21 protein-coding genes and 3 pseudogenes are annotated in these 19533 nt (G+C 36.3%); 2 read left to right on the forward strand and 22 right to left on the reverse strand.

Annotated elements, in window-relative coordinates; genetic code table 11:
• Nucleotides 1-125: 125 nt before the first annotated feature.
• Entirely contained in the window at nucleotides 126-1217 is a 1092-nt protein-coding gene (locus Q8G36_RS21305) for a GerAB/ArcD/ProY family transporter (protein WP_305161740.1), read from the reverse strand.
• A gap of 1025 nt (nucleotides 1218-2242) precedes the next feature.
• On the opposite strand from Q8G36_RS21305, the gene Q8G36_RS21310 reads away from it, so the two are divergent.
• On the forward strand, nucleotides 2243-3379 hold the full coding sequence (locus Q8G36_RS21310) for a site-2 protease family protein (RefSeq protein ID WP_305161741.1): 1137 nt from the start codon (nucleotides 2243-2245) through the stop codon (nucleotides 3377-3379).
• 165 nt (nucleotides 3380-3544) lie between these two features.
• Here Q8G36_RS21310 and Q8G36_RS21315 read toward each other — a convergent pair whose 3' ends face one another.
• From Q8G36_RS21315 to Q8G36_RS21370, 12 genes are all read right to left on the reverse strand, one after another.
• Nucleotides 3545-3757, reverse strand: coding sequence for a hypothetical protein (locus tag Q8G36_RS21315; protein ID WP_305161742.1), 213 nt, complete (start codon nucleotides 3755-3757; stop codon nucleotides 3545-3547).
• Between the two features lie 771 nt (nucleotides 3758-4528).
• The gene (locus Q8G36_RS21320) at nucleotides 4529-4945 is read right to left on the reverse strand and encodes a hypothetical protein (protein WP_144526961.1); all 417 of its coding nucleotides are present in this window, start codon (nucleotides 4943-4945) and stop codon (nucleotides 4529-4531) included.
• A 654-nt stretch (nucleotides 4946-5599) separates the two neighbouring features.
• Nucleotides 5600-6379 carry a sulfite exporter TauE/SafE family protein gene (locus tag Q8G36_RS21325; protein WP_305161743.1) on the reverse strand — a complete coding sequence of 260 codons (780 nt, stop codon included), beginning with the start codon at nucleotides 6377-6379 and terminating at the stop codon, nucleotides 5600-5602.
• Between the two features lie 51 nt (nucleotides 6380-6430).
• On the reverse strand, nucleotides 6431-6658 hold the full coding sequence (locus tag Q8G36_RS21330; protein WP_098373104.1) for a sulfurtransferase TusA family protein: 228 nt from the start codon (nucleotides 6656-6658) through the stop codon (nucleotides 6431-6433).
• A gap of 42 nt (nucleotides 6659-6700) precedes the next feature.
• Nucleotides 6701-7828, reverse strand: coding sequence for an MBL fold metallo-hydrolase (locus Q8G36_RS21335; RefSeq protein WP_305161744.1), 1128 nt, complete (start codon nucleotides 7826-7828; stop codon nucleotides 6701-6703).
• Nucleotides 7829-7876: 48 nt separating this feature from the next.
• Complete coding sequence (locus Q8G36_RS21340; protein WP_305161745.1) at nucleotides 7877-8272, reverse strand: DsrE/DsrF/DrsH-like family protein; 396 nt, start codon at nucleotides 8270-8272, stop codon at nucleotides 7877-7879.
• Between the two features lie 29 nt (nucleotides 8273-8301).
• On the reverse strand, nucleotides 8302-8874 hold the full coding sequence (locus Q8G36_RS21345; RefSeq protein WP_305161746.1) for a sulfurtransferase TusA family protein: 573 nt from the start codon (nucleotides 8872-8874) through the stop codon (nucleotides 8302-8304).
• Between the two features lie 52 nt (nucleotides 8875-8926).
• Nucleotides 8927-9223 (reverse strand): rhodanese-like domain-containing protein, encoded by a 297-nt coding sequence (locus Q8G36_RS21350; protein ID WP_305161747.1) that lies wholly within the window; start codon nucleotides 9221-9223, stop codon nucleotides 8927-8929.
• Nucleotides 9224-9244: 21 nt separating this feature from the next.
• Nucleotides 9245-9610: a rhodanese-like domain-containing protein gene (locus tag Q8G36_RS21355; protein ID WP_305161748.1), complete on the reverse strand. Its 366-nt coding sequence runs from the start codon at nucleotides 9608-9610 to the stop codon at nucleotides 9245-9247.
• 27 nt (nucleotides 9611-9637) lie between these two features.
• On the reverse strand, nucleotides 9638-10117 hold the full coding sequence (locus Q8G36_RS21360) for a DsrE/DsrF/DrsH-like family protein (protein ID WP_305161749.1): 480 nt from the start codon (nucleotides 10115-10117) through the stop codon (nucleotides 9638-9640).
• 111 nt (nucleotides 10118-10228) lie between these two features.
• Nucleotides 10229-10534, reverse strand: a complete 306-nt coding sequence (locus tag Q8G36_RS21365) for a monooxygenase (protein ID WP_305161750.1) — start codon at nucleotides 10532-10534, stop codon at nucleotides 10229-10231.
• A gap of 38 nt (nucleotides 10535-10572) precedes the next feature.
• Nucleotides 10573-10833 carry a metal-sensitive transcriptional regulator gene (locus tag Q8G36_RS21370; RefSeq protein WP_305161751.1) on the reverse strand — a complete coding sequence of 87 codons (261 nt, stop codon included), beginning with the start codon at nucleotides 10831-10833 and terminating at the stop codon, nucleotides 10573-10575.
• A 318-nt stretch (nucleotides 10834-11151) separates the two neighbouring features.
• Here Q8G36_RS21370 and Q8G36_RS21375 point away from each other — a divergent pair, with 318 nt between their 5' ends.
• Complete coding sequence (locus Q8G36_RS21375) at nucleotides 11152-11283, forward strand: hypothetical protein (protein WP_305161752.1); 132 nt, start codon at nucleotides 11152-11154, stop codon at nucleotides 11281-11283.
• A 256-nt stretch (nucleotides 11284-11539) separates the two neighbouring features.
• Here Q8G36_RS21375 and Q8G36_RS21380 read toward each other — a convergent pair whose 3' ends face one another.
• From Q8G36_RS21380 to Q8G36_RS21415, 9 genes and pseudogenes are all read right to left on the reverse strand, one after another.
• Nucleotides 11540-12304, reverse strand: coding sequence for a hypothetical protein (locus Q8G36_RS21380; protein ID WP_305161753.1), 765 nt, complete (start codon nucleotides 12302-12304; stop codon nucleotides 11540-11542).
• 599 nt (nucleotides 12305-12903) lie between these two features.
• A pseudogene (locus tag Q8G36_RS29395) lies at nucleotides 12904-13077 on the reverse strand (DoxX family protein); the annotation flags it as partial.
• A gap of 274 nt (nucleotides 13078-13351) precedes the next feature.
• Nucleotides 13352-13858, reverse strand: a complete 507-nt coding sequence (locus Q8G36_RS21385; RefSeq protein WP_305161754.1) for a hypothetical protein — start codon at nucleotides 13856-13858, stop codon at nucleotides 13352-13354.
• A gap of 12 nt (nucleotides 13859-13870) precedes the next feature.
• Entirely contained in the window at nucleotides 13871-14059 is a 189-nt protein-coding gene (locus tag Q8G36_RS21390) for a DUF6366 family protein (protein WP_305161755.1), read from the reverse strand.
• A 189-nt stretch (nucleotides 14060-14248) separates the two neighbouring features.
• Nucleotides 14249-14461 (reverse strand): hypothetical protein, encoded by a 213-nt coding sequence (locus Q8G36_RS21395; RefSeq protein WP_252296854.1) that lies wholly within the window; start codon nucleotides 14459-14461, stop codon nucleotides 14249-14251.
• A 269-nt stretch (nucleotides 14462-14730) separates the two neighbouring features.
• Nucleotides 14731-14943, reverse strand: a pseudogene (locus tag Q8G36_RS21400) (SDR family oxidoreductase); the annotation flags it as partial.
• 115 nt (nucleotides 14944-15058) lie between these two features.
• Complete coding sequence (locus Q8G36_RS21405) at nucleotides 15059-16228, reverse strand: serine hydrolase domain-containing protein (RefSeq protein ID WP_305161756.1); 1170 nt, start codon at nucleotides 16226-16228, stop codon at nucleotides 15059-15061.
• A gap of 755 nt (nucleotides 16229-16983) precedes the next feature.
• Nucleotides 16984-18188, reverse strand: a pseudogene (locus Q8G36_RS21410) (IS110 family transposase).
• Nucleotides 18189-18683: 495 nt separating this feature from the next.
• On the reverse strand, nucleotides 18684-19481 hold the full coding sequence (locus Q8G36_RS21415; RefSeq protein WP_305161757.1) for a fumarylacetoacetate hydrolase family protein: 798 nt from the start codon (nucleotides 19479-19481) through the stop codon (nucleotides 18684-18686).
• Between the last annotated feature and the right edge of the window lie 52 nt (nucleotides 19482-19533).

Consider the following 19533-nt stretch of genomic DNA (forward strand, 5'->3'; position numbering starts at 1 on the left):
TATAAGATATATCTCAGAGTTAACACAAACTGTAAGATAGAAATTCTGTGTAATAGCATCAATTATAAGAATAATCAACGAAATATCTTACATTTTATTCTGCTTTTTATATAAATGAAACTTTGTCATAAACGTCTCCTCCATCTTTTTATGCTTATGAAAACCAAAAGAAGAGGCAAGTATAAAACCAGGAAGCACACGCTGTATGGATTGATTATTTTATTTAATACATATAAGGAATCAATATCGAAAAAAAATATACTGACAAGCAGTATCATTATGGACATTACCCATAAGGGATACTTTTGCTGGACATTGAATAAACGTTTGATGCCCCTGCTGGCAGCCCATAAAGGAATGACCATATTGGGTATGATAACAATGGCCCACCAAGAAACAGTTATGTATTCGAAACGTTGAATAAAGGGTAATTCAATGACACTAGTCATTGTGAGTGTTGGCCATAGGGTAAGGGCCAACTGTTTCTGTGAATAAAAGACTGATGAAACAAAATAAATTAATAGGTTCAATAACGTAGTGGCCAAGGCTCCTCCGTGAGCATACTTTTTTGATGTTTCAGCATTCTTGATGAATGGATAAAACATCAGGATCATTTCAAAACCAAGCATTGATAATGAAATGCTTCTAGTTCCTTTCATTATTTCGATTAAAGTATGATCGAAAACCGGAAGAAAACTGGTGAAATCAGCGTATTTAAAACCATATAATGGTACAAATAAAAGCCAATATGAACCTATTACAGTTAAAAAGGCGATACCCGTAACGGTTCGGAACCCTCCCGTATTTATATAATAAATCAGGATCAGGAAAACCAAAGCAAACGCCCAAGAAGATACCTCATCAAACATCCATATATGAATAACATTTATATAGCCGATGATGATCGTCATTCCAAGGACAAAAAAATAAATAATGAATAAGAGACTGAAGAAATTCCCTATCCATTTACCCAATGCATAATTATTGGCAGAAATGATATCACCAGGAACAATGCTAAAAATCTTATATATAAGCCAAATTAATATATGAACAATCAGTCCGGCTAGGAGTATGGAGATCCAGCCATCCGTTCCCGTCGCCTTAGCTAAATCTCTTTGAAAATTTAACACACCTAATCCTGTTTGCATAGAATGCACTAAAAAAAACACATAGAATGGCGATACCTTATACTTTTCATTAACGCCAGCTTGGTTCATACAGGGCCCTCATTTGTATCACTCATATTTCTCATTTTTATAATCTGGCTTTTATAATTGAATTTTATTCAAAAAGATACAAACTTTAAGTACACAGTATGAACGCTCGCTTATGGAACGAACCTGCCCCTTCGTATTATAAGGTCAGTCAGAAAATATTTCTGGTTGACCATTTTTTATATGGTTTTATTATAACGGTAGCCGGGGCAGACGGGATACCCAACGGAAAGCTTTTACGTCATATTACAACCGCATATTTGCCTTTCAAACATACCGAGGAGCGCTTCGCCACATCTATAATTGGGATTAAAGTAATACAAGATGGTTTGTTTAATCCATGTTAATCATTTTAAAGTAATTTCATTAAATCCTTTTTATCTATAGAATTTACTTATATATCTACTGAAAGAAAATATAATCGTTTCGGCGGTTCGTACATATCCCAATTAAATTTATATGAGTTATTAAAAATAAGTTCAATATCTTTTCCAATCTTGGTATATGCTGTCCTATACATTCTAGCAAGTTCCACTGCACAGTCTTTGTATGTTGGAAAGTCTTCTCCAGTAGTAGAGTCTAAAACTCCACTAAACAATACCAGGACTGTATTACTTTTTCTCACCATTTTCCGCATTGCTAACCTCATTTTTTTCAGCCTTTTTTACCTCCGTCCTTATTATCCGGTTGGAAAAACATACTTTTTTCTTCTAATATACATTCTATAGCACTTCTTTTGCAGGGACTAATTTTCCATAGTCTTCTGAATCATCAACAGCTTCTTTATCAAAAATTATGTTCATTACCTCCATCTAGTATTTCTGTGATAGATGCACTCTATCTTAATTATAAAAATATGTAATACTTGAAAGTTAATATCCTAGAAAAATATTCCTAAAAAGGAGATAAAAGTATTGTATAATACGATATAATATGGATATTAGCAGGATGATAAATCAAGAAGGGGCTCAGATAGACATAGTGTCACTGGGGTCATCTGTTTTCCCATTTACTCTAGGAGGTACATTTTGAAAGAATCTAAATTGAATAAAGGATGGTTAAGTTTGGGGGCAATCGGGTTATTTTTCCTAGGGAAAATGAAATGGTTGTTTGCGCTATTGAAAATAGCAAAGGTAGGTTCCCTGATTTCTATTTTCGTTTCATTAGGAGCGTATGCCTTGGTTTACGGGTGGAAATTTGCCGTAGCCCTTGTCTATTTAATTTACATCCATGAAATGGGGCATTTACTTGCTGCTAAGAGAAAAGGCATCAAAACATCCAATGCCATTTTCATCCCGTTTGTCGGAGCGTTAATTGCCCTTAAAGAAGAACCCAAGAATGCTAACCAAGAAGCTTATCTTGCCTTCGGAGGTCCTTTATTAGGTACATTAGCATTTCTACCAGCCATCCCTCTATTTATGATGACGGAAAATCCATTTTGGCTTTTAGTTATTACACTTGGAGCCATGATTAACCTATTTAATCTAATGCCTGTGCATCCTCTTGATGGAGGACGTATAGTGGGAGTCATCTCTACAAAGCTTTGGGTATTAGGGATTATCGGAATGGTTGTATATTTGTTTCTCCATCCAAATCCATTTTTAATTCTTTTCTTATTATTGGGTATTTCTAAGTGGTGGAAAGAATTCCGCAGCGAGACAACCAGAAATCAAAGAGACAACATGATTGAATTGAATCAATTTGGTTTAAGGCAACTAGAACAATATGCAAGTGCAACAGATGAAGAAAAAATTCGCCTGGTTAATATTTGGAATATGGAATTAAGTCAACTACATGAAAAGTTTAACAACATGAAGAGTTGGCATATCCCCCTATTTGATGATAATAAGCTAAAAGAAAAACAGCTGACCGAGGTAAAATTAAATATTTATAGGTCCTTAATGGATGCTGCTAATTCGAATGAATACCAGTACGGACCGACCGATTTTGAAAATATAGGCACGTATGAACGAATAGTAGCAACGTTCTTTAAAGAAGTGCAAGAACAAACTGAAATTAGGGATAAAGAGAAATCCTATTACTCATCGAGTCTCAAAACAAAAGTCATCTGGTTCTCATTATACATTGGGCTTGCCATTTTCTTAATGATAACAAGCTTATATGCAGGTGATTTAATGGAACAATATAAAACTTTATTACCGTAATACATTATGAAAGGGGACCTTATTTATGAGTGTCCCCTTTGACTGTCCATTTATTTAGGCTTGTGAAACATTAATGTTGATTATGTATAAATAAAAGAGACTACTTCTTGTACTCTCTTTTATTACACCCTATAGATCTAACGCAGCCATTAGTTCTATAACTATTTATTTTCCAAAGAAAAAGAAATACAGTGCTAATAAATATATACAAATGTATACCCAAGAACCCATTATCAAGAAAAAATTTAAACATCCTTTAGTTTTTCTATTTAGTATTACATTTAAAATAGCCACTATTACCACTAAAATATATAAAGGTGCTACCGCTAATTTTGAGATAAGTTCTGGAAAGGGCATTTCCATTAATTTGTCTTCCACATTATCGCCCCCTAACTTAAGTCTAATATTAGCATAATAATCTAATTCCTTGTTCAACTGAACTGCCCCGATAGTCTCATAAGAAAAAGAGCTGCCAAAGCAACTCTCTTATTAAAGTAAAGCACCCGTTAATTGAAGAAAGGTCATCAGTATTATCAAAAACTTAAACACCAAATATCACTGTTCCTATAATCATATATACAAAAGGAAATAATAATAAAACCGAATTTAAAATGATAGCACTAAGCGTTCAAATCTATGCGCATAACATTTACGGTTTCTGTTAATACCATCATATAGCAAGAAATTGTTCTCAATTAAATTGCTTCAAGTTTGGTTGGATAAAAACATCGTAATTATGGTCTGCTGTATCGAAATTACTGCTATGAACAAATTGTTGGATGAGCAGGTCATAATACTTATCTACGCAATCGTTCTCTGTAGCCCACTTCAACAATAATTCTCTTTCCTCTTTATCTAGTATATGATGTTCATAAAACCTTTCTTCAGAAGTATGTTCAGTGTATTTCTTTAGTCAAGTAATCGATATGCTTTTCCATGTTTTCTCTTAAAAATTGAGCACGAACTTTGAACTTCATTTTCTATTTGTTTATTTATCAAGCTTTCTAAGACAACTCCTCTTTCTCTGGGTCTTGTCTTATTGGATATCAGTTTAATTTCTCACTCAAAAGTCAGCTTCAGAGAGATTCTCCAAGGAGGCTTCTTTTTCTTGTTTAGTTTAAAATCGGGTCTCCATTTTCTTAGAGTACATTAATTTATTAGCATTTTATCTAATTCACGAACTTTATCATATGACTCCAATAGTTGTTCAGGTATTAATGTTCTCCCATAATCCCAAGCATTAGTTTCTATTTCAGATTTTAGCTTTTCTTTTTCTTCTTCGTGACCATACATTAAAATCCTTAAATCATGTTTGTTTTTCTTAAAATCTAAATAATAACCAATCATACGATAAAGAATAATTTTAACAAAGTCTTCCTCTGTCTCTTTAATTCTAATTTTCCCTTTATAACCGTTAACTTGAAGGTAATTGAATTTTATAGTATTGGTCGATACGTTATAACTCATAGGTGCACTTAGATTATTGTCAAATTCATGAATAATATCCAAATTGTGCTCATTTAATGTGTTATTAATTATCTTTTCGATATCGCTTATATAAAGCATGTAACTATCACTTCCCTTTTAAATACTTACTTCATTATAGTATTAGATTAAGTTATTCTTCCTTTATAATAAACTGTTGAGATATTAAAATCACACAGTTAAAAACAAAGGAAATATTTACTATATAATACTGAGTCCTACGAGAAGTGTGATTAATCCCCTAATAGAACCCCTAAAAGGAAAGGAATTTGCTTTTAATTACTCTTCCATACTTTCCTCCTTCTATTTATTTCACTTTAAAACTTTCTATCATTGGTTGTAATTCTTCTTGATATTGTTCTACCATCATTTCAAGTGAAGGCATTGTATTATACTTTTCAAGCCTAGAAACGTAATGAAGTGCTACATTATGTGCAATATCAAAGTAGGGGACAGGTTCGTTGTAACCACACTCTCTGTGAGCTGAATAAGCAAAAGGCTCTACCTACAGTTCCTTGAAATATTAATTATTAGAAATAATTGTCCTGTAATACGTTTTAATCCTTCTCTAACCGCCACCAATTGAGTAAATAATACAAAATGAACTAATTCTTTATAAACAAAAAAAGGCCTAAATCCTTGTTATATCAAGGATTTGAGCCTTTGGTAGTTGATGACCTGTGAGGGATTCGAACCCACGACCCCTTCCCTGTCAAGGTCAAGCCAGATCGTGCCTCAAGACATGATCCCCACCCAAGTTTTCACAGCGGTAGCTAAAATCAATAGAGCCAGTATGACTTGCAGGACTTTTACCTTCATTTTTTTACCGGCCATCGCTCCAAGCGGAGAGGCTATTAAACTAGCCACAATCATGATCAGTGCCGGATAGTAATCAACTTGTCCCGTTGAGATTTTCCCTGCTGTTGCACCAACGGATGAAATGAAAGTGATGGCTAATGAAGATGCTATCGTTACCCTGGTTGGAATTCTTAAAACGATAAGCATGATCGGAACTAATAGAAAGCCCCCTCCGGCACCGACTATACCGGAACCTAAACCAACGATTAATGCTAGGATGGCCGCAAGCCATTTGTTAAAAGTAACTTGTTCCAAAGGGATGTCATCTATCCCTTTCTTCGGAATGAACATCATGACAGCCGCTATCAACGCCAAAACGCCATAAACGATATTCACTCCGTTTTCCGACATCGCTTGTGATCCAAAACTTCCAACCACGCTTCCGATTAACACACTGATCCCCATATAGAGAATAAGCGTTTTATTTAAATGTCCGCTCTTCCGATAGCTCCATATACCTCCGATGGAAGCGAATAAGACTTGTACAGCACTTATACCTGTCACATCATGTGCACTAAATGCCGCTAAACCGAAGATTGGGGGAATGAACAGCAGCATCGGATAATTTATTATCGAGCCGCCGATGCCGAGCATTCCAGAAACGTATGAACCTATAAAACCAATCAAAAAGATGGTAATGATAAAGGCGATATCCATTGTAAGTGCCTCCCTTAAAAGAAGGGAACCCTATTGGTCCCCTTCTCTTTATCAGCCTTTTCTGATCCAAAATTTCAGTATATCATTTTCTTCTGCCGTTTCCACCAGTTCATGGCCACCGGATCTTGACCAAGCCGCTAAGTCGGCTTTAGCTCCTTTATCGGTTACATGTATTTCCAGCACTTGCCCGGTTTGCAAATCATTCATGGCTTTTCTCGTTTTAACAATCGGCATTGGACATGCAAGCCCCTTAGCATCTAACACTTTATCTGAATTCATATTATATCTCTCCTATTTTCTTGGCTTCTATTTTTATCATTATTAGCGAACCGCACAACGGTTTGGTCCGATTTCCATTTCGCGTTGTTTTTCATCATCAGGCTCGATTTTCCCCATATTGGTTTCGCGAATTTCTTGATATGCGTTTGGTTGAGGCGGTAAATTATCTGTTACCAGCTCTCTGAATTCCGTTTCATCCGCAATGTTCAATCCATGATTGTCAGCAAACAGCGCACCCAACTTTTTAGCGACACTTCCGTCTTGATTCAATTCATCGATGATCATGAAATGAGATGGCAATACGATTAACTCATCTGATAAATCTCTAAAACGTGTATACAGTGTTTCTCTTAAGTCCCCTACCCAATCCTCAGCCAATCCAGCTAAATCCGGTCTGCCAATGGAATCGATGAATAGTATATCCCCAGAAAGCAAGTATTTATGATCGACCACAAATGAAGTGGATCCAATGGTATGGCCTGGGGAGTATAATGCTTGGATATCAATCGCAGTATGACCGATCGTTAGCACTTTACCGCTTGCTAATGGCTGATATTCAAAAGTTATTTCAGCCGCATCTTTTGGCGGCAGCCAGTAAGCTGCATTTGTTCTTTCGGCTATTCGTCTTCCACCTGAAATATGATCGGCATGTAGGTGCGTATCCAGAACATGTGTAATTTTCACTCCGATACCATCGGCGAAGTCAAGATAGGCATCAATCATTCTTGTTGAATCAATAATGGCCGCTTCACCATTGGAAATGACCATGTAAGATAGACAGCCTTTACCTAGTCGAACAAATTGGTAAATTTCCCCGCCATTGGTCAATTCGCCGATTTTAACTGGTTCTAAGTGTTCACTCCATGCTTTCATGCCGCCCTTTAAATAAGAAACATCCAATCCAGTTTCAGATAGCATTTCAGCTACCATAACAGATGAGCCTTCCTTTGCACATACTACAAGGATTTCTTCATTGGCCGGGATTTGATCGAGGATTTCTTCCACGCCATCCAGTAGATCAAAGTAAGGGATATTAAGAAATTCAAAGTTCTGCCCTTCAATTTTCCAATCATTAAAGTCACTTTCATTTCGAACATCCAGAATAAATAAGTCAGTTTTATTGATTACTTTCTTTGAAACCTCAGCGGCTGTCATTTGCTTAATCGTCATTTCTCATACCCCCTGTAGTATTAAAAATTTCAAAAAATTTCACTTTCATTAAAAGGTTAATGTAACATCAGCATCTTTAGCGAACTCTAAAAATGTGACCGCTCCACCTACTTCGATACTGTCAACGAAAGCTTCTTTTTCCAAGCCCATTACGTCCATGGTCATTTGACACCCAATAAACTTGACGCCCATTTCTTGTGCCATAGTAACTAATTCCGGAATGGAAGGAACATTAGCCTTTTTAAAGCCTTCGGCAAAATGCTCCTTACCGTCAGGCATTGGAAGTTGTCCATTCGCTTCTTTATGAATGAAGTTCAAGCCTTCGAAAGTGAAGAAAATGGACACTTCTTGATCTGTTGCTGCCGCTGCCGTTGCGATGTTAAACACTTTATATGCGTCAAATAATCCACCGTTACTTGCGATTATAGCTACTTTGTTAGTCATGATATATTCCTCCATTTTTATAGTCTCTTTTATTCATTAACGGATTTTTGTGAAGGACCGTTCCATTGGCTCATGCCGGGTACAACATTAAATACCTGTTCAAATCCAGCCGCCGTCAGTTTTTGTGCAGCAAGATCACTTCGGCTGCCAGTACGGCAAATCACGAAAATCTCTGACTCTTTATCAAGCTCACCCATACGTTGTTCCAATTCACCTAATGGAAGGGATTTTGCTGCTGGAATATGATTAAAAGCGTACTCTGCAGATTCTCGTACATCAAGGATGATCATATTTCGATTTTCTTCCATTACTTGTAGAAGTTCTTCATTTGAAATGATTTTTTCATGCTTCTTAACTTCTGTTTCTTCTCCGCTTGCTTTCCGAAGATAATGTTTTAATGTGGTTCCTTCTTCAACCGTACCCAAATATTGATGACCTGTACTTTCCGCCCAGGCTTTCATATCGGCAGTCGACCCTTTATCAGTCGCTTGAACTTCCAATACTTCCCCCGCTTCAAGGCCATTCATGGCTTTTTTCGTTTTTACGATTGGCATTGGACAAGCTAAACCTTTAGCATCCAAAACGGAATTTGTGTTAATCATTTTATTTCCTCCTTGTCTTAAATAGGGGTAGGGGTATTTTATTGCAAAAAAATTATTCTGTGGGACCTTCCCATTCATTCATACCACCCATCATGTTCATCACTTTATATCCGTGATCCTCAAGTAACTGTGCGGCCCTTGAACTTCTGCCCCCTGACCGGCAGACCATGATATACTCTTTTGATTTATCCAGATCCTGCATTCTAAATTCCACTAGCCCCAACGGGATACTCAAAGCATTTGGTATTTTCCCTGCCTTTACTTCATCCACCTCCCGCACATCAATAATATGGACTGGTGAGTTTCCCTTCAATAATGCATTCACTTCATTCGGTAAAATTTCTTTCATCGTTTTGATATCCTCCTTTTATTATCGCCAAGAACTCATGCCGCCTTTTACGTTGGTTACTTCTTTAAATCCAAGTTTTTTCAATGCTTTACTCGCATTACTGCTCCTCATTCCGCTTTGGCAGATTACAATTACTTCTTTATCTTTTGAAAGTTCTTGTGCCCTTTTGCCAAGTTCGCTTAAAGGTATATTCTTAAAGTCCTTAATGTGGTTGCCCTTATATTCGTTAGGAGTACGAACATCCATGAATTGCTTATTTCCTTTGTTATTAAACTCAGCTTTTAACTCAGCCGCATTTATATTTTTTATCCCCTTAACCGGGACAAATCGCTGATATAAAAACCAAACGATGACACCTAGTATGATGATATTAAATATAGTTCCCATTTAGCCTCATCCCTCCAGAACCCAAATTTATATAAATAAGTTTACATTTCCATCCTCTGCTTCAGCTAAATAAGCCGCAACACCTGCATACTCAATTCCATCCATTAATTCCTCTTGCTGCAAGCCCAATAAATCCATTGTCATCGTACAGGCTATTAGTTTGATTTCCTGTTCTTGGGCCAGCTCAATTAAATTTGGCAGTGACATGGCGTTATGTTTTTTTATCACGTGTTTGATCATTTTAGGCCCCATCCCAGCAAAGTTCATGTTTGATAGACCCATTTTATCAGAACCACGCGGCATCATTTTCGCAAACATTTTTTCAAGAAATCCTTTTTTTAATGAAATCGGCTCATGCTTCCTTAAAGCATTCAATCCCCAGAATGTATGGAAGATGGTCACTTCATGATCGTAAGCTGCCGCCCCATTTGCAATGATATAAGCAGCCATTGCCTTATCATAATCACCACTAAATAAAATGATCGTCGTTCTTTTCTTTTCAGTCATTATGTTTTCCTCCTGATCAATATTCCATTTCACTATACCCCATTGGGTATAAAATATACTAAAAAATATATTCTTCAACCCACTTCACTAAATAATGAAATAGGGTTTTCTTTATTTAATTGGTCCATGATTGATTTGAGTCAAACCTTTATTCACTTCGAACATTTTTCCATTGACCTTCTCTATACCAAAACCTTTTAACCGAGTTATGTGCATAGTCAAATACTTACATGCGGATTCCTTCGTATCAAACAGATAAATGCCACCTGCTTCCTTCGCCTCACTGTCTTCGGTCCAAATCTTCCAGATCAAGCCTTCTTCTTCATTAATGCTTTTTGCTAAATCAGTAAATTCTTTTACCATTTCGTGGCCGAATGGTCCCTCCATTTTAAAATCCACTTGTAAAATATAAGACATGAATAACACTCCTTTTTCTAATGGTAGGTCAAGTTCTTTTACCTGCTTTTAATCAGTAACTCAACTGCTTCCTTGACTAGATGTTCAGTGTCTTCGCCTTTCTCGACGTTTTCCCGAACGCATTTCTCAAGATTGTCACTTACAATAACACCCATGGTCCTATCGACGGCATTACGTGCTGCAGACAACTGAGTGACGACTTCCCTGCAATCTTTACCCTGCTCCATCATTCCAAGAACACCCTTGATTTGTCCTTCAATCCGCTTCAAGCGATTAATGACACTTTTATCATACTCCATACTCCGCCCACCCATCTATTTACAAATACAATCACTAATCTCATAACTGGTTACTTCAATTCCTTTTACGATTAAGAAGCTCAGCCCCAAGTTCACTCCAATTTATCAGAAGCAATGACATGAATGTATTCATGTAGGATTTCTTATTAAAACGTCTCAAATAAGCATAAGGAATATTCAAACCCCTTTATCAACACTCTCGCGCTTACGATTATAAGCCCTAATATCCAATAACATTCTTTTGACAAGGAAAATCCTTTGCAGGTACATATCGTTTATACGTAAACAGAACCAAAATAACGAAGATTATTATAAGTAATGACTAGAATTGTGTGCTTTACTCGTGAGTTTGCATGTTTTACTCGTGAGTTTGCACGTTTTACTCGTGAGTTTGGGCATTTTACTCGTGAATTTATGCGTTCTAAACTTGTGAGTTCACAATATACCTAAGGGGGTATATTGTCAAGCCGTTAATTCACACTTTTATTAAAAAAAATAAAAGCCACCTAGTACGGGCAGCTTTCACTAATTACTTCAATTCTTCAATTATTTCAGCATCATAAGATTTGTCGATTATGCAGCGCCATGTACGCGTGGAATCCTTTATAAAAACAAACCAACGTAAAGGTTTGTTTTGAAGCTGCCCAAAAGCAACTAAACTGGACAGACAAATTCTTTTGTTTTTTGTACATAAAAAGCACCTAATTTAATGGATGCTTAGATTTATTTTCTTTCGTAATCTTATTTCAAATTTATCACTGAAAAATTCATTTGCATTAAATAAAGTACTAATGTCTGAAATATCACCTACGTTCACAATTAAAGCTTCATCAACTTCTTGATCTGTGAGAACTATGCGATATTCATATTGATTTTCAAAGTATTTATCTTTCCAAAAGTAAATATCTGTCCCTTGATTTTTATAAGAGCTCATCCTTGCAGAGGAATTGATGTTATAATCATCATATTTTACCAACCCCCCTCTATAAGCATAACCTTTTTCATTAAGTGTTTTAGTGATTCTGTCAATAAATTGCGATGGGGTAACAAAAATTAATTTATCTCCGAACTCCCTAATCATTTTATCGATTTGTTCTTTAGGTAAGTCAAATTTGGTATAGTAATACTTTTCATCCTCTTTAACCACTTTTAACATATCGCTGACAATCGCAAACATACAATATAAAGGTCTTTTTTCATTTATATTTTTTCTGAAATTCATCTTTTTAGTTCGCCCCGCCTTTATTAATTCATGGGTATCATGAGTAAAGAAATTCATTGTTAATTCCGTAAAAACATTTGATGCTTCAAATTTGTCTCCTATACCTTTTTCTCCCGAAGCACTTTCCATATCAATATACTTTTTGAAATTGTTCATATATAAATCTCCTGACATGAAACTTTCCACAAAAGATGTGAACTTTATAAATCCAAAAACTTGACCTTTAAATCCAATGTCTGATATTTTCATACTCTTCATTCCCTCCTATTTGACTACTGAATTCGACAAAAGGGACTATTCACCGGTATTTATTCAATCTAAACTAGTCACGAGACTTTTACAGGAACGGGGTTACTTGTTAGTGAACATGTAAGACTGTATGCCTAGTTTACAAAGAATATACTCAATAAACGGTTATCAAAGGATAGCATTTCTTCCTTACAGTCTTCTTTTTAACCTCTCCTGATTTCATAATCTCTCGCCAATAAAAAAAGCACCCCATTTAATGGATGCACCAAATTTATCTCGTTTCATTTATAGCAATTAAAATCCTTGGTAAATGTCTCAAAATGTAATGTTCTTTTTTTTCAATTGTTTTCAAATCTAGGTCCTTACCCTTTCCCATTTTCTATATACCTTCTAGTTGTGCTTCTTTATTATCAGTTGTCTTTTTGATACTTTCATCTTGTCCCCCCCTTAGTTAACGTAACATAATGGATTGACTGTTATGAGCAGTTACAAAAATGGCTCCTCAATTAAGAAAGTATTTGTCAGTTAAATTCAACAAGAAATTACTGTGTAATTACTAAACACAATCGAAAACTCTTACCCCAGTAGGTTCCAATTTATCATAGACTGAGGACACACAAGATAATGGCAGGTATTGCTTTTTTAAAGGGATGTCTCGCCAACACAATAAGAGTAAAAGCTGCCACAAGCATGGTGCATCCCAATAATTACCCCGCAAGAAGAGCTGGAATTGGAAACCAAATTCCAACTAATATTCCAATTGCTCCTATAACTTAAAGCACCCGTTAGCCATCCATGAATCGCAAAAATCGGCGATTCACCACAAAGAATGAAAATGGTTAGGAAGTGTCAATACTGATACTGACCTTAATCCAGTCAATCCTAATCCATAAACTAATTAATTAACGCTCTCCTCTTTTTTTAAAACGATTGAGCAGGCTCTTCTTAAGTATTGTCATTTTTCATTTTTAAAGTATCTAATTTTCATGGTAGTTCTATAACTAAGCTTTCCACTATGGTTGATTGGGTGTTTTTTTTATTTTGGTTTTATTCTCCCCATACATATTCTGGATTAAATTCGAATGGCATAATATCTGCTTTTTTGTAAGTCACGGGTTTTTCATTTGGCATCGTTATAGTTATTTCAGTTCTTTCTTTGTTCATCACTAATGTTAGAAAAGAAGTCTTATTAGAATCCTCACTATAAATTATAGCAGTTAGCTTATTTCCCGTTGATTCGGTTAACTGTAAATGCTTTACAACTTTCTCTTTTCCCTTTTTAGGTATTTTTTGCAGTGTATACTTGCCAGCACCTTTAATGTCACTGCTGCCGTGGATCATTATATAAAATTCATCATTTATCCAACCTCCAGACATATGATACTTTGGTGCATTAAAAGAAGACTCTTTGTTCTGTTGTGTAGAATCTTGAACAACGTTTTGTTTGGGTACCTCTTCTTTTTCATAATTTACGACTTGTTCTTCTTGGTTGTCACAAGCAGCAAGAATTCCTAAAACCAGGAGTCCTACGGTAAATTTTTTAATATTAAACAAAGGTATATCCTCCTAAAGAAAATATGATTCCATTGCTACTTCCTTGAAATTCCCAGTGAATATTTTGATTTTATTTTCGGCATAGCTACCAATTAAATCAGCAAGACCTCCACCGTGAACACTGCTAGAAGGATTTCTTTTTAATTCTTCTTGTCTTAATTTTTCTCTTCTTCTTTCAGGAGTTTCTTTATCTTCACTCATTTGAACACCCCCTGTAAATTAAACAACCATTCCTTTTAGATTTTACCACAATTAACCATTATCCTTGTTGAACTATCCTGTCCCCTTAGTTAATTAAGGGTACTTTTTCACTTGAATATGGATGTGCTAACTCACCCGATATTTTTTGAATAGAAATAATACAAACTTAAACTTAGATTATTTTAATCTTTAAGCACAACACATAATAGATTTATCAAAAGCATCTTCAGGAATATATATAATTCCGTCTTTAATTTTATAAGGTATTCCATTTTCTTTTAATAATTCAGTCGCATTACTGTTGGTTTTTTCTCCCCATTTTATATATTCACCTTTATATTCCCTTTGGCAAGCAGTTATCAAAAGAGAACAAAAGCATAGAAACAAAATTTTCTTTTTCAAAAAATCAAACTCCTTATTATATAATTACAGTTCAAATAATACTTTACCTTAAAATGCCAATTTATCGAGAGCTATTATTGAACAAAACTCCCTATAATTTGAATGTATGATTATGATAAGAATCATACGTTCAAAAGGCCGCCAATAGGCGGCCTTCTTATGGCGCTAACGCACCCGTTTGTTTCAGTACAATCTTTCACAAATTGATATCTATCCTTGGAATTTAATACAACAAAAAGGTTCTAGAACCAAAGCCTTTTTTGTTTAATTTACCTTTTAAATCCACCTTCTGAATGAATAATCTGACCTGTAATCCAATCTGCTTCATCGCTCATTAGAAATTTAATAGTTTTTGCAACCTCTCTCTGTTTTCCTATTCTACCGAAAGGAAACATCGGTGTTAATTCATTTTTTATTTCCTCTGTCATCCACCCTGTATCAGTTGGACCTGGATTTAATGCATTAACCGTTATTTGAGAAGGAGTTAACTTTTTCTTGCTTAATAGCTAACTGTTGTTAAGTTGAGTCTTTTGAACCAGAAAGGTATATTTTTAACTATAAAAACTATGACAAAATTTTTCCGTTTTTCCTTTTTGCCTACTTGCTAAATTCCGCAAGTAAAATATTTTTAAAAGGATTAGGACTGTTATCTCTACCCAAACTGTTCAAACTGACGACCAACGTATGCTTGCCTCCAAGTGTACCTCCAGCAATAGTAGAAAACCCTAGAATGCCACCTGTGTGTCCCCATATCGAGGCACCATTTGGAAGCTTAGTTTCAAAGATTCCAAGACCATATCCATCAATTCCTGCTCTTCCTGTAGGAACTGTAGTAAGCATTTGTTTTAGTTGCTGTTCCTTCAGTAATTTGCCACCGAGCAAGGAAGAGAAGAATTTATTTAAGTCGTCAGCAGTAGAAATCATATCTCCAGCCGAGCTACCTGCACTTGGGTTATAATAGGTAACGTCTTTTATCTCACTTGCTTCGTCTGGTTGGGAATATCCCCGAGCATGCTTGGTGCCTGGAATAACGCTTGAATTGCCAGGTAGGAATGTATCCGACAATTCAAGCGGTTCAATAATCCGATTTTCAATCTCTTCCGCGTAGCTGTTTCCGGTTACTTTTTCAATAAGAATACCCAGTAATACGTATCCTGTGTTTGAATAAGACCAGCCCTTTCCTGGGACAAAGTCTGGGGGCAGGGAAATTCCCATCTTCACTAGTTCTTCAGCCTTATACGTTTTTTTTGTATCCATAAAATCAGCGTCTTTTGACCTTGAGTATTCAGCGATACCACTTGTATGGTTCAATATCTGCCGGATGGTAATCTGTTTACCATTATATCCGTTTCCTTGAATGACACCAGGCAACCATTTTTCGATGGAGTCGTCTAGTTTCAAGCGGTTCTCTCCAGCTAATTGAAGTACAACCGTTGCGGTGAACGTCTTCGTCACGCTGCCAATGCGAAAGCGAAAATCTGTTTTCATTGGTTTCTTGGTGCTCAGATTCGCTACCCCTGCGGCATAACCCCACGTTTTTCCATCCTCAGAGGTTTTAGCAAGTATTCCCGGGAATCCAAGTTGCAATGCATCCCGCATTGCTTGCTTGACGGAATTATGATCTCGTTGAGTGCTTGTTTGTAACGAACTAGATACATTTTGAGTGGGCTCTACTTTTGCAATTGAGGTTGGCGATGTGTATAGCAGGGAACTTCCAGTTATTACTAGGGCCAGACTTGCAAAGGTAATTTGACTACGTATTTTCATAAGGCATTCCTCTCCTCTATTAATTTAGTATAGGTGGTTGCTTGTTGTTCCATATGAATCACACAGCTATACTTTGCATAAAATGACTATCCTCGTCTTCGTCTGCTTCGTCTTGATACTCATCATTCTCATATTGATTTTCAATGTGCTTTTTTATAAGGAATTCTTCCATTTCTTCTACATATGATTTAAAGTCATCTTATTTTACCATAAAAACCCAATAATTAGTTTTAAATATCATTTTTCTATTCTCATGGTTTAGTATTTATTGCACAGTTCGAATACAATATGCTTGTTGAACTCCCTCAGTTTAATACGGTTTTCTCACAAATACTCGCTTATTCGTAGGATTTCATCACCATTGAATTTAAGTTCACGGTTAAATGGAGTGATTTCAGGACATGAAGTTTATGTGAAGGCATAGTGAAATAAAGGAGTTGTACCACACTCCACATTTTACCATCAGGTGGAAAATTCCCTGAAAGTTGAATATATAGGAACTGATAAATGATCAGTAAGTCGATTTATCAAATATAGAACTAATTAAGATCTATGTGTATTTTTGGAATCAAGATTGATCAAAATTTTCTCCTGAACCCACATATTAGCGTAAATAAAAAGAATCTATTTTGAAAAAAGATTGATCGAGATGGATTCTTTTCTTTCATTTCCCTTATGATATACTATTTTTGGTCATGCCAAAAAACCCTCCAAAACTTTTGGAAGGATTTTTCTCTGTTTCACAAAACCGTTAATTAGGCTAAATCTAGGAACCTTTCTTTTCTCTTTAATAGAGCGTAAATCCAATGAAGCAACTTATTCATACAGGCAACGATTGACACTTTGGCCGGTTTTCCTTCTGATTTCTTCTTATCATAGAATGCTTTAAGCTTTTTGTTCCTTGAACTTCTTATGCCTCATAGTACGGCAAGATACAGAGAATGACGTAGTCTGCTCGAACCTCTTTTTGTCATTCGATTAATGGTTGCCGTAAACTTACCCGATGAGTGAATACTTGGATCTACTCCAGCGAAGGCAACCAGTTTTTCCGGATGATTAAACCGATCGATTTCACCAATTTCAGAGATAATCGTGGCTGCGATTTTTTCTCCGATACCGGGAATCGATTGGATGATCTTATATTCTTCCAGTTCATTTGCCAGGGCCACTATACGATCTTCCAAATCAGAAAGGTGTCCCTGGTAATGAAAAAGCAACTCAATATACATACGAAGATTGAATACGTGACTTTGATACACGCTTTTTTGAAATTAATTTCGAGATGCGCGGAATCCATTATTTTTTTTGCTTTTTCCCTTGCCCATTCACCCGATAGGCTAGAACAGAATTCTATAACACTCTCGGCTAGTTCACTTTCTCCGGCTGTTAATACCGCCTCTGAAGTAGGATATTCCTTTAACATCAATAAAGAAACCTTCGAATATAGATCTCCAAAAACCTTCCGGTATTCAGGAAACACTTGATCTAAAATGGTGTGAAATTGAAGTTTAGCTTCCACATACATATTCGTTACGATTTACTGTTGTCTGGACAAATTCCGAAGGTCTAATAGCTGAATTCCTCTAATTTTATGAGGTTCTAAATCCTCTTTGTAATACAGCACACACAACTGGTACGCATCGATAGCGTCTGTTTTTACCTTCCGTAAGCTGGACTTCTTTGCCTGATAAGAAATAATCGGATTTAGTAAGATATATAGAATCCCTTGTTCCTCCAGGTATTGAATAACAGGAGAATGGTAATGCCCTGTAGATTCTAAAATGACCATAGGCATCTGCCCTGTCACCTCTTCAATTTCTTTTAGAAATTCTAAAAAATGCTCTAACTCCTATTTGATATGCTTCATTGAAAAGCTCTTCCCATACGGTTTAGATTGATCTAAAAATGCCTGAACTTGGCTCTCTCGTTTTGCCACATCCAGACCAACAACTGGATTCATTGTTTTTTCCTCCTCTACTTACTAACCAGTACCCATAGTCCTCCATGTAGTGTCATAGCTTCGCTTGTTATACGACATCTGCGTCCCAACCAGCCTCAAACATGTTTCTACAAGTAGGGGGCGAACAGTTTAGTTCACGGGATCAAGTCCCACGCACCCGTACGTCCTACCCTGGCTACTGATATAATAGATTCTATTAAAAAAAGGTCAACCAGTAAAAACTGGCTAACCTTATAATACGAACGCACCCGTTAGTAAGGAATGATTCAATACTCCACTATATTTAGCCATTGACCATCAGGTTTATCATTTATCTCAAATAAATTGACACCAAGCTCTTTTAATGCTGCCGTTTCTCTAGCAGCAGCACATGCGAATGCAAGTACAAAGAAACTCTTCTTTCTTTTTATTGCGATGTCCCCAGTAACATTTTAAAAGTCGGCTCATTTATTGATGAATATTTTCATTTGTGGTTATTAAGAATTCTGGCAAATCCTACTGAACCTCATTACACAACCGACCGATATTCTCGACTTCAACAACGACCTCATCTCCCGACTTGATCGGGCAGCTGCCAGATGGTGAACCCGTAGCCAAAATGTCACCTGGCTCCAGTGTCATTACCTGCGAAAGCCAGCTGATTAGATACGGAATGCTCAGAGACATTTGATTGGTATTCCCGTCTTGGACAACGCGGCCGTTTAAAGTGGTCACAATCCCTAAATTTGTAGGATCTACACCGGTAACGATGCACGGCCCCAAAGGTCCGAATGTATCAAATCCTTTGCCCCGCGTAAACTGTGGATCTTTTTTTGTAAGATCCCTTGCTGTGACGTCATTAAATATCGTGCAACCAAACACATAATCAAGCGCATCTTCTTCTTTGATGTTTTTTCCGCGCTTACCAATGACCAGGGCTACTTCCCCTTCAAGCTCGACTTGGTTGGATAGCTCGTTTGGTGGAAGGATAATTTTCTCCTTATCTGCAATAAGCGCAGATAATGGCTTTAAAAATAGAAATGGTTCTACAAGGTTTGCCTCTCCCCCTGTTTCCTTCGCATGACCTGCATATGTCCAGCCGAAATTAACCACTTTCGAAGGTTTTACAGGTTCCAAAATTTTCACGTCACTATATTTCAGCTCTACCCCATCATACTTTATTTCCTTGTTGACAAGTTCCGCAAAACTGCTAGACAGTTGTAATATCATATCATCCTCAACAATACCGTAATGTATTTTGCCCTGTTGATTCTGATAGCGAACTATTTTTTGTGTTTTTTGTAGCACATGCATTATGAATAAACTCCTTTGATGAGTAAGATATACTTACCTCAGATAATATAAA

Origin of the sequence: Peribacillus frigoritolerans, assembly GCF_030676415.1 — a bacterium.
GTDB classification, from domain to species: domain Bacteria; phylum Bacillota; class Bacilli; order Bacillales; family DSM-1321; genus Peribacillus; species Peribacillus frigoritolerans_A.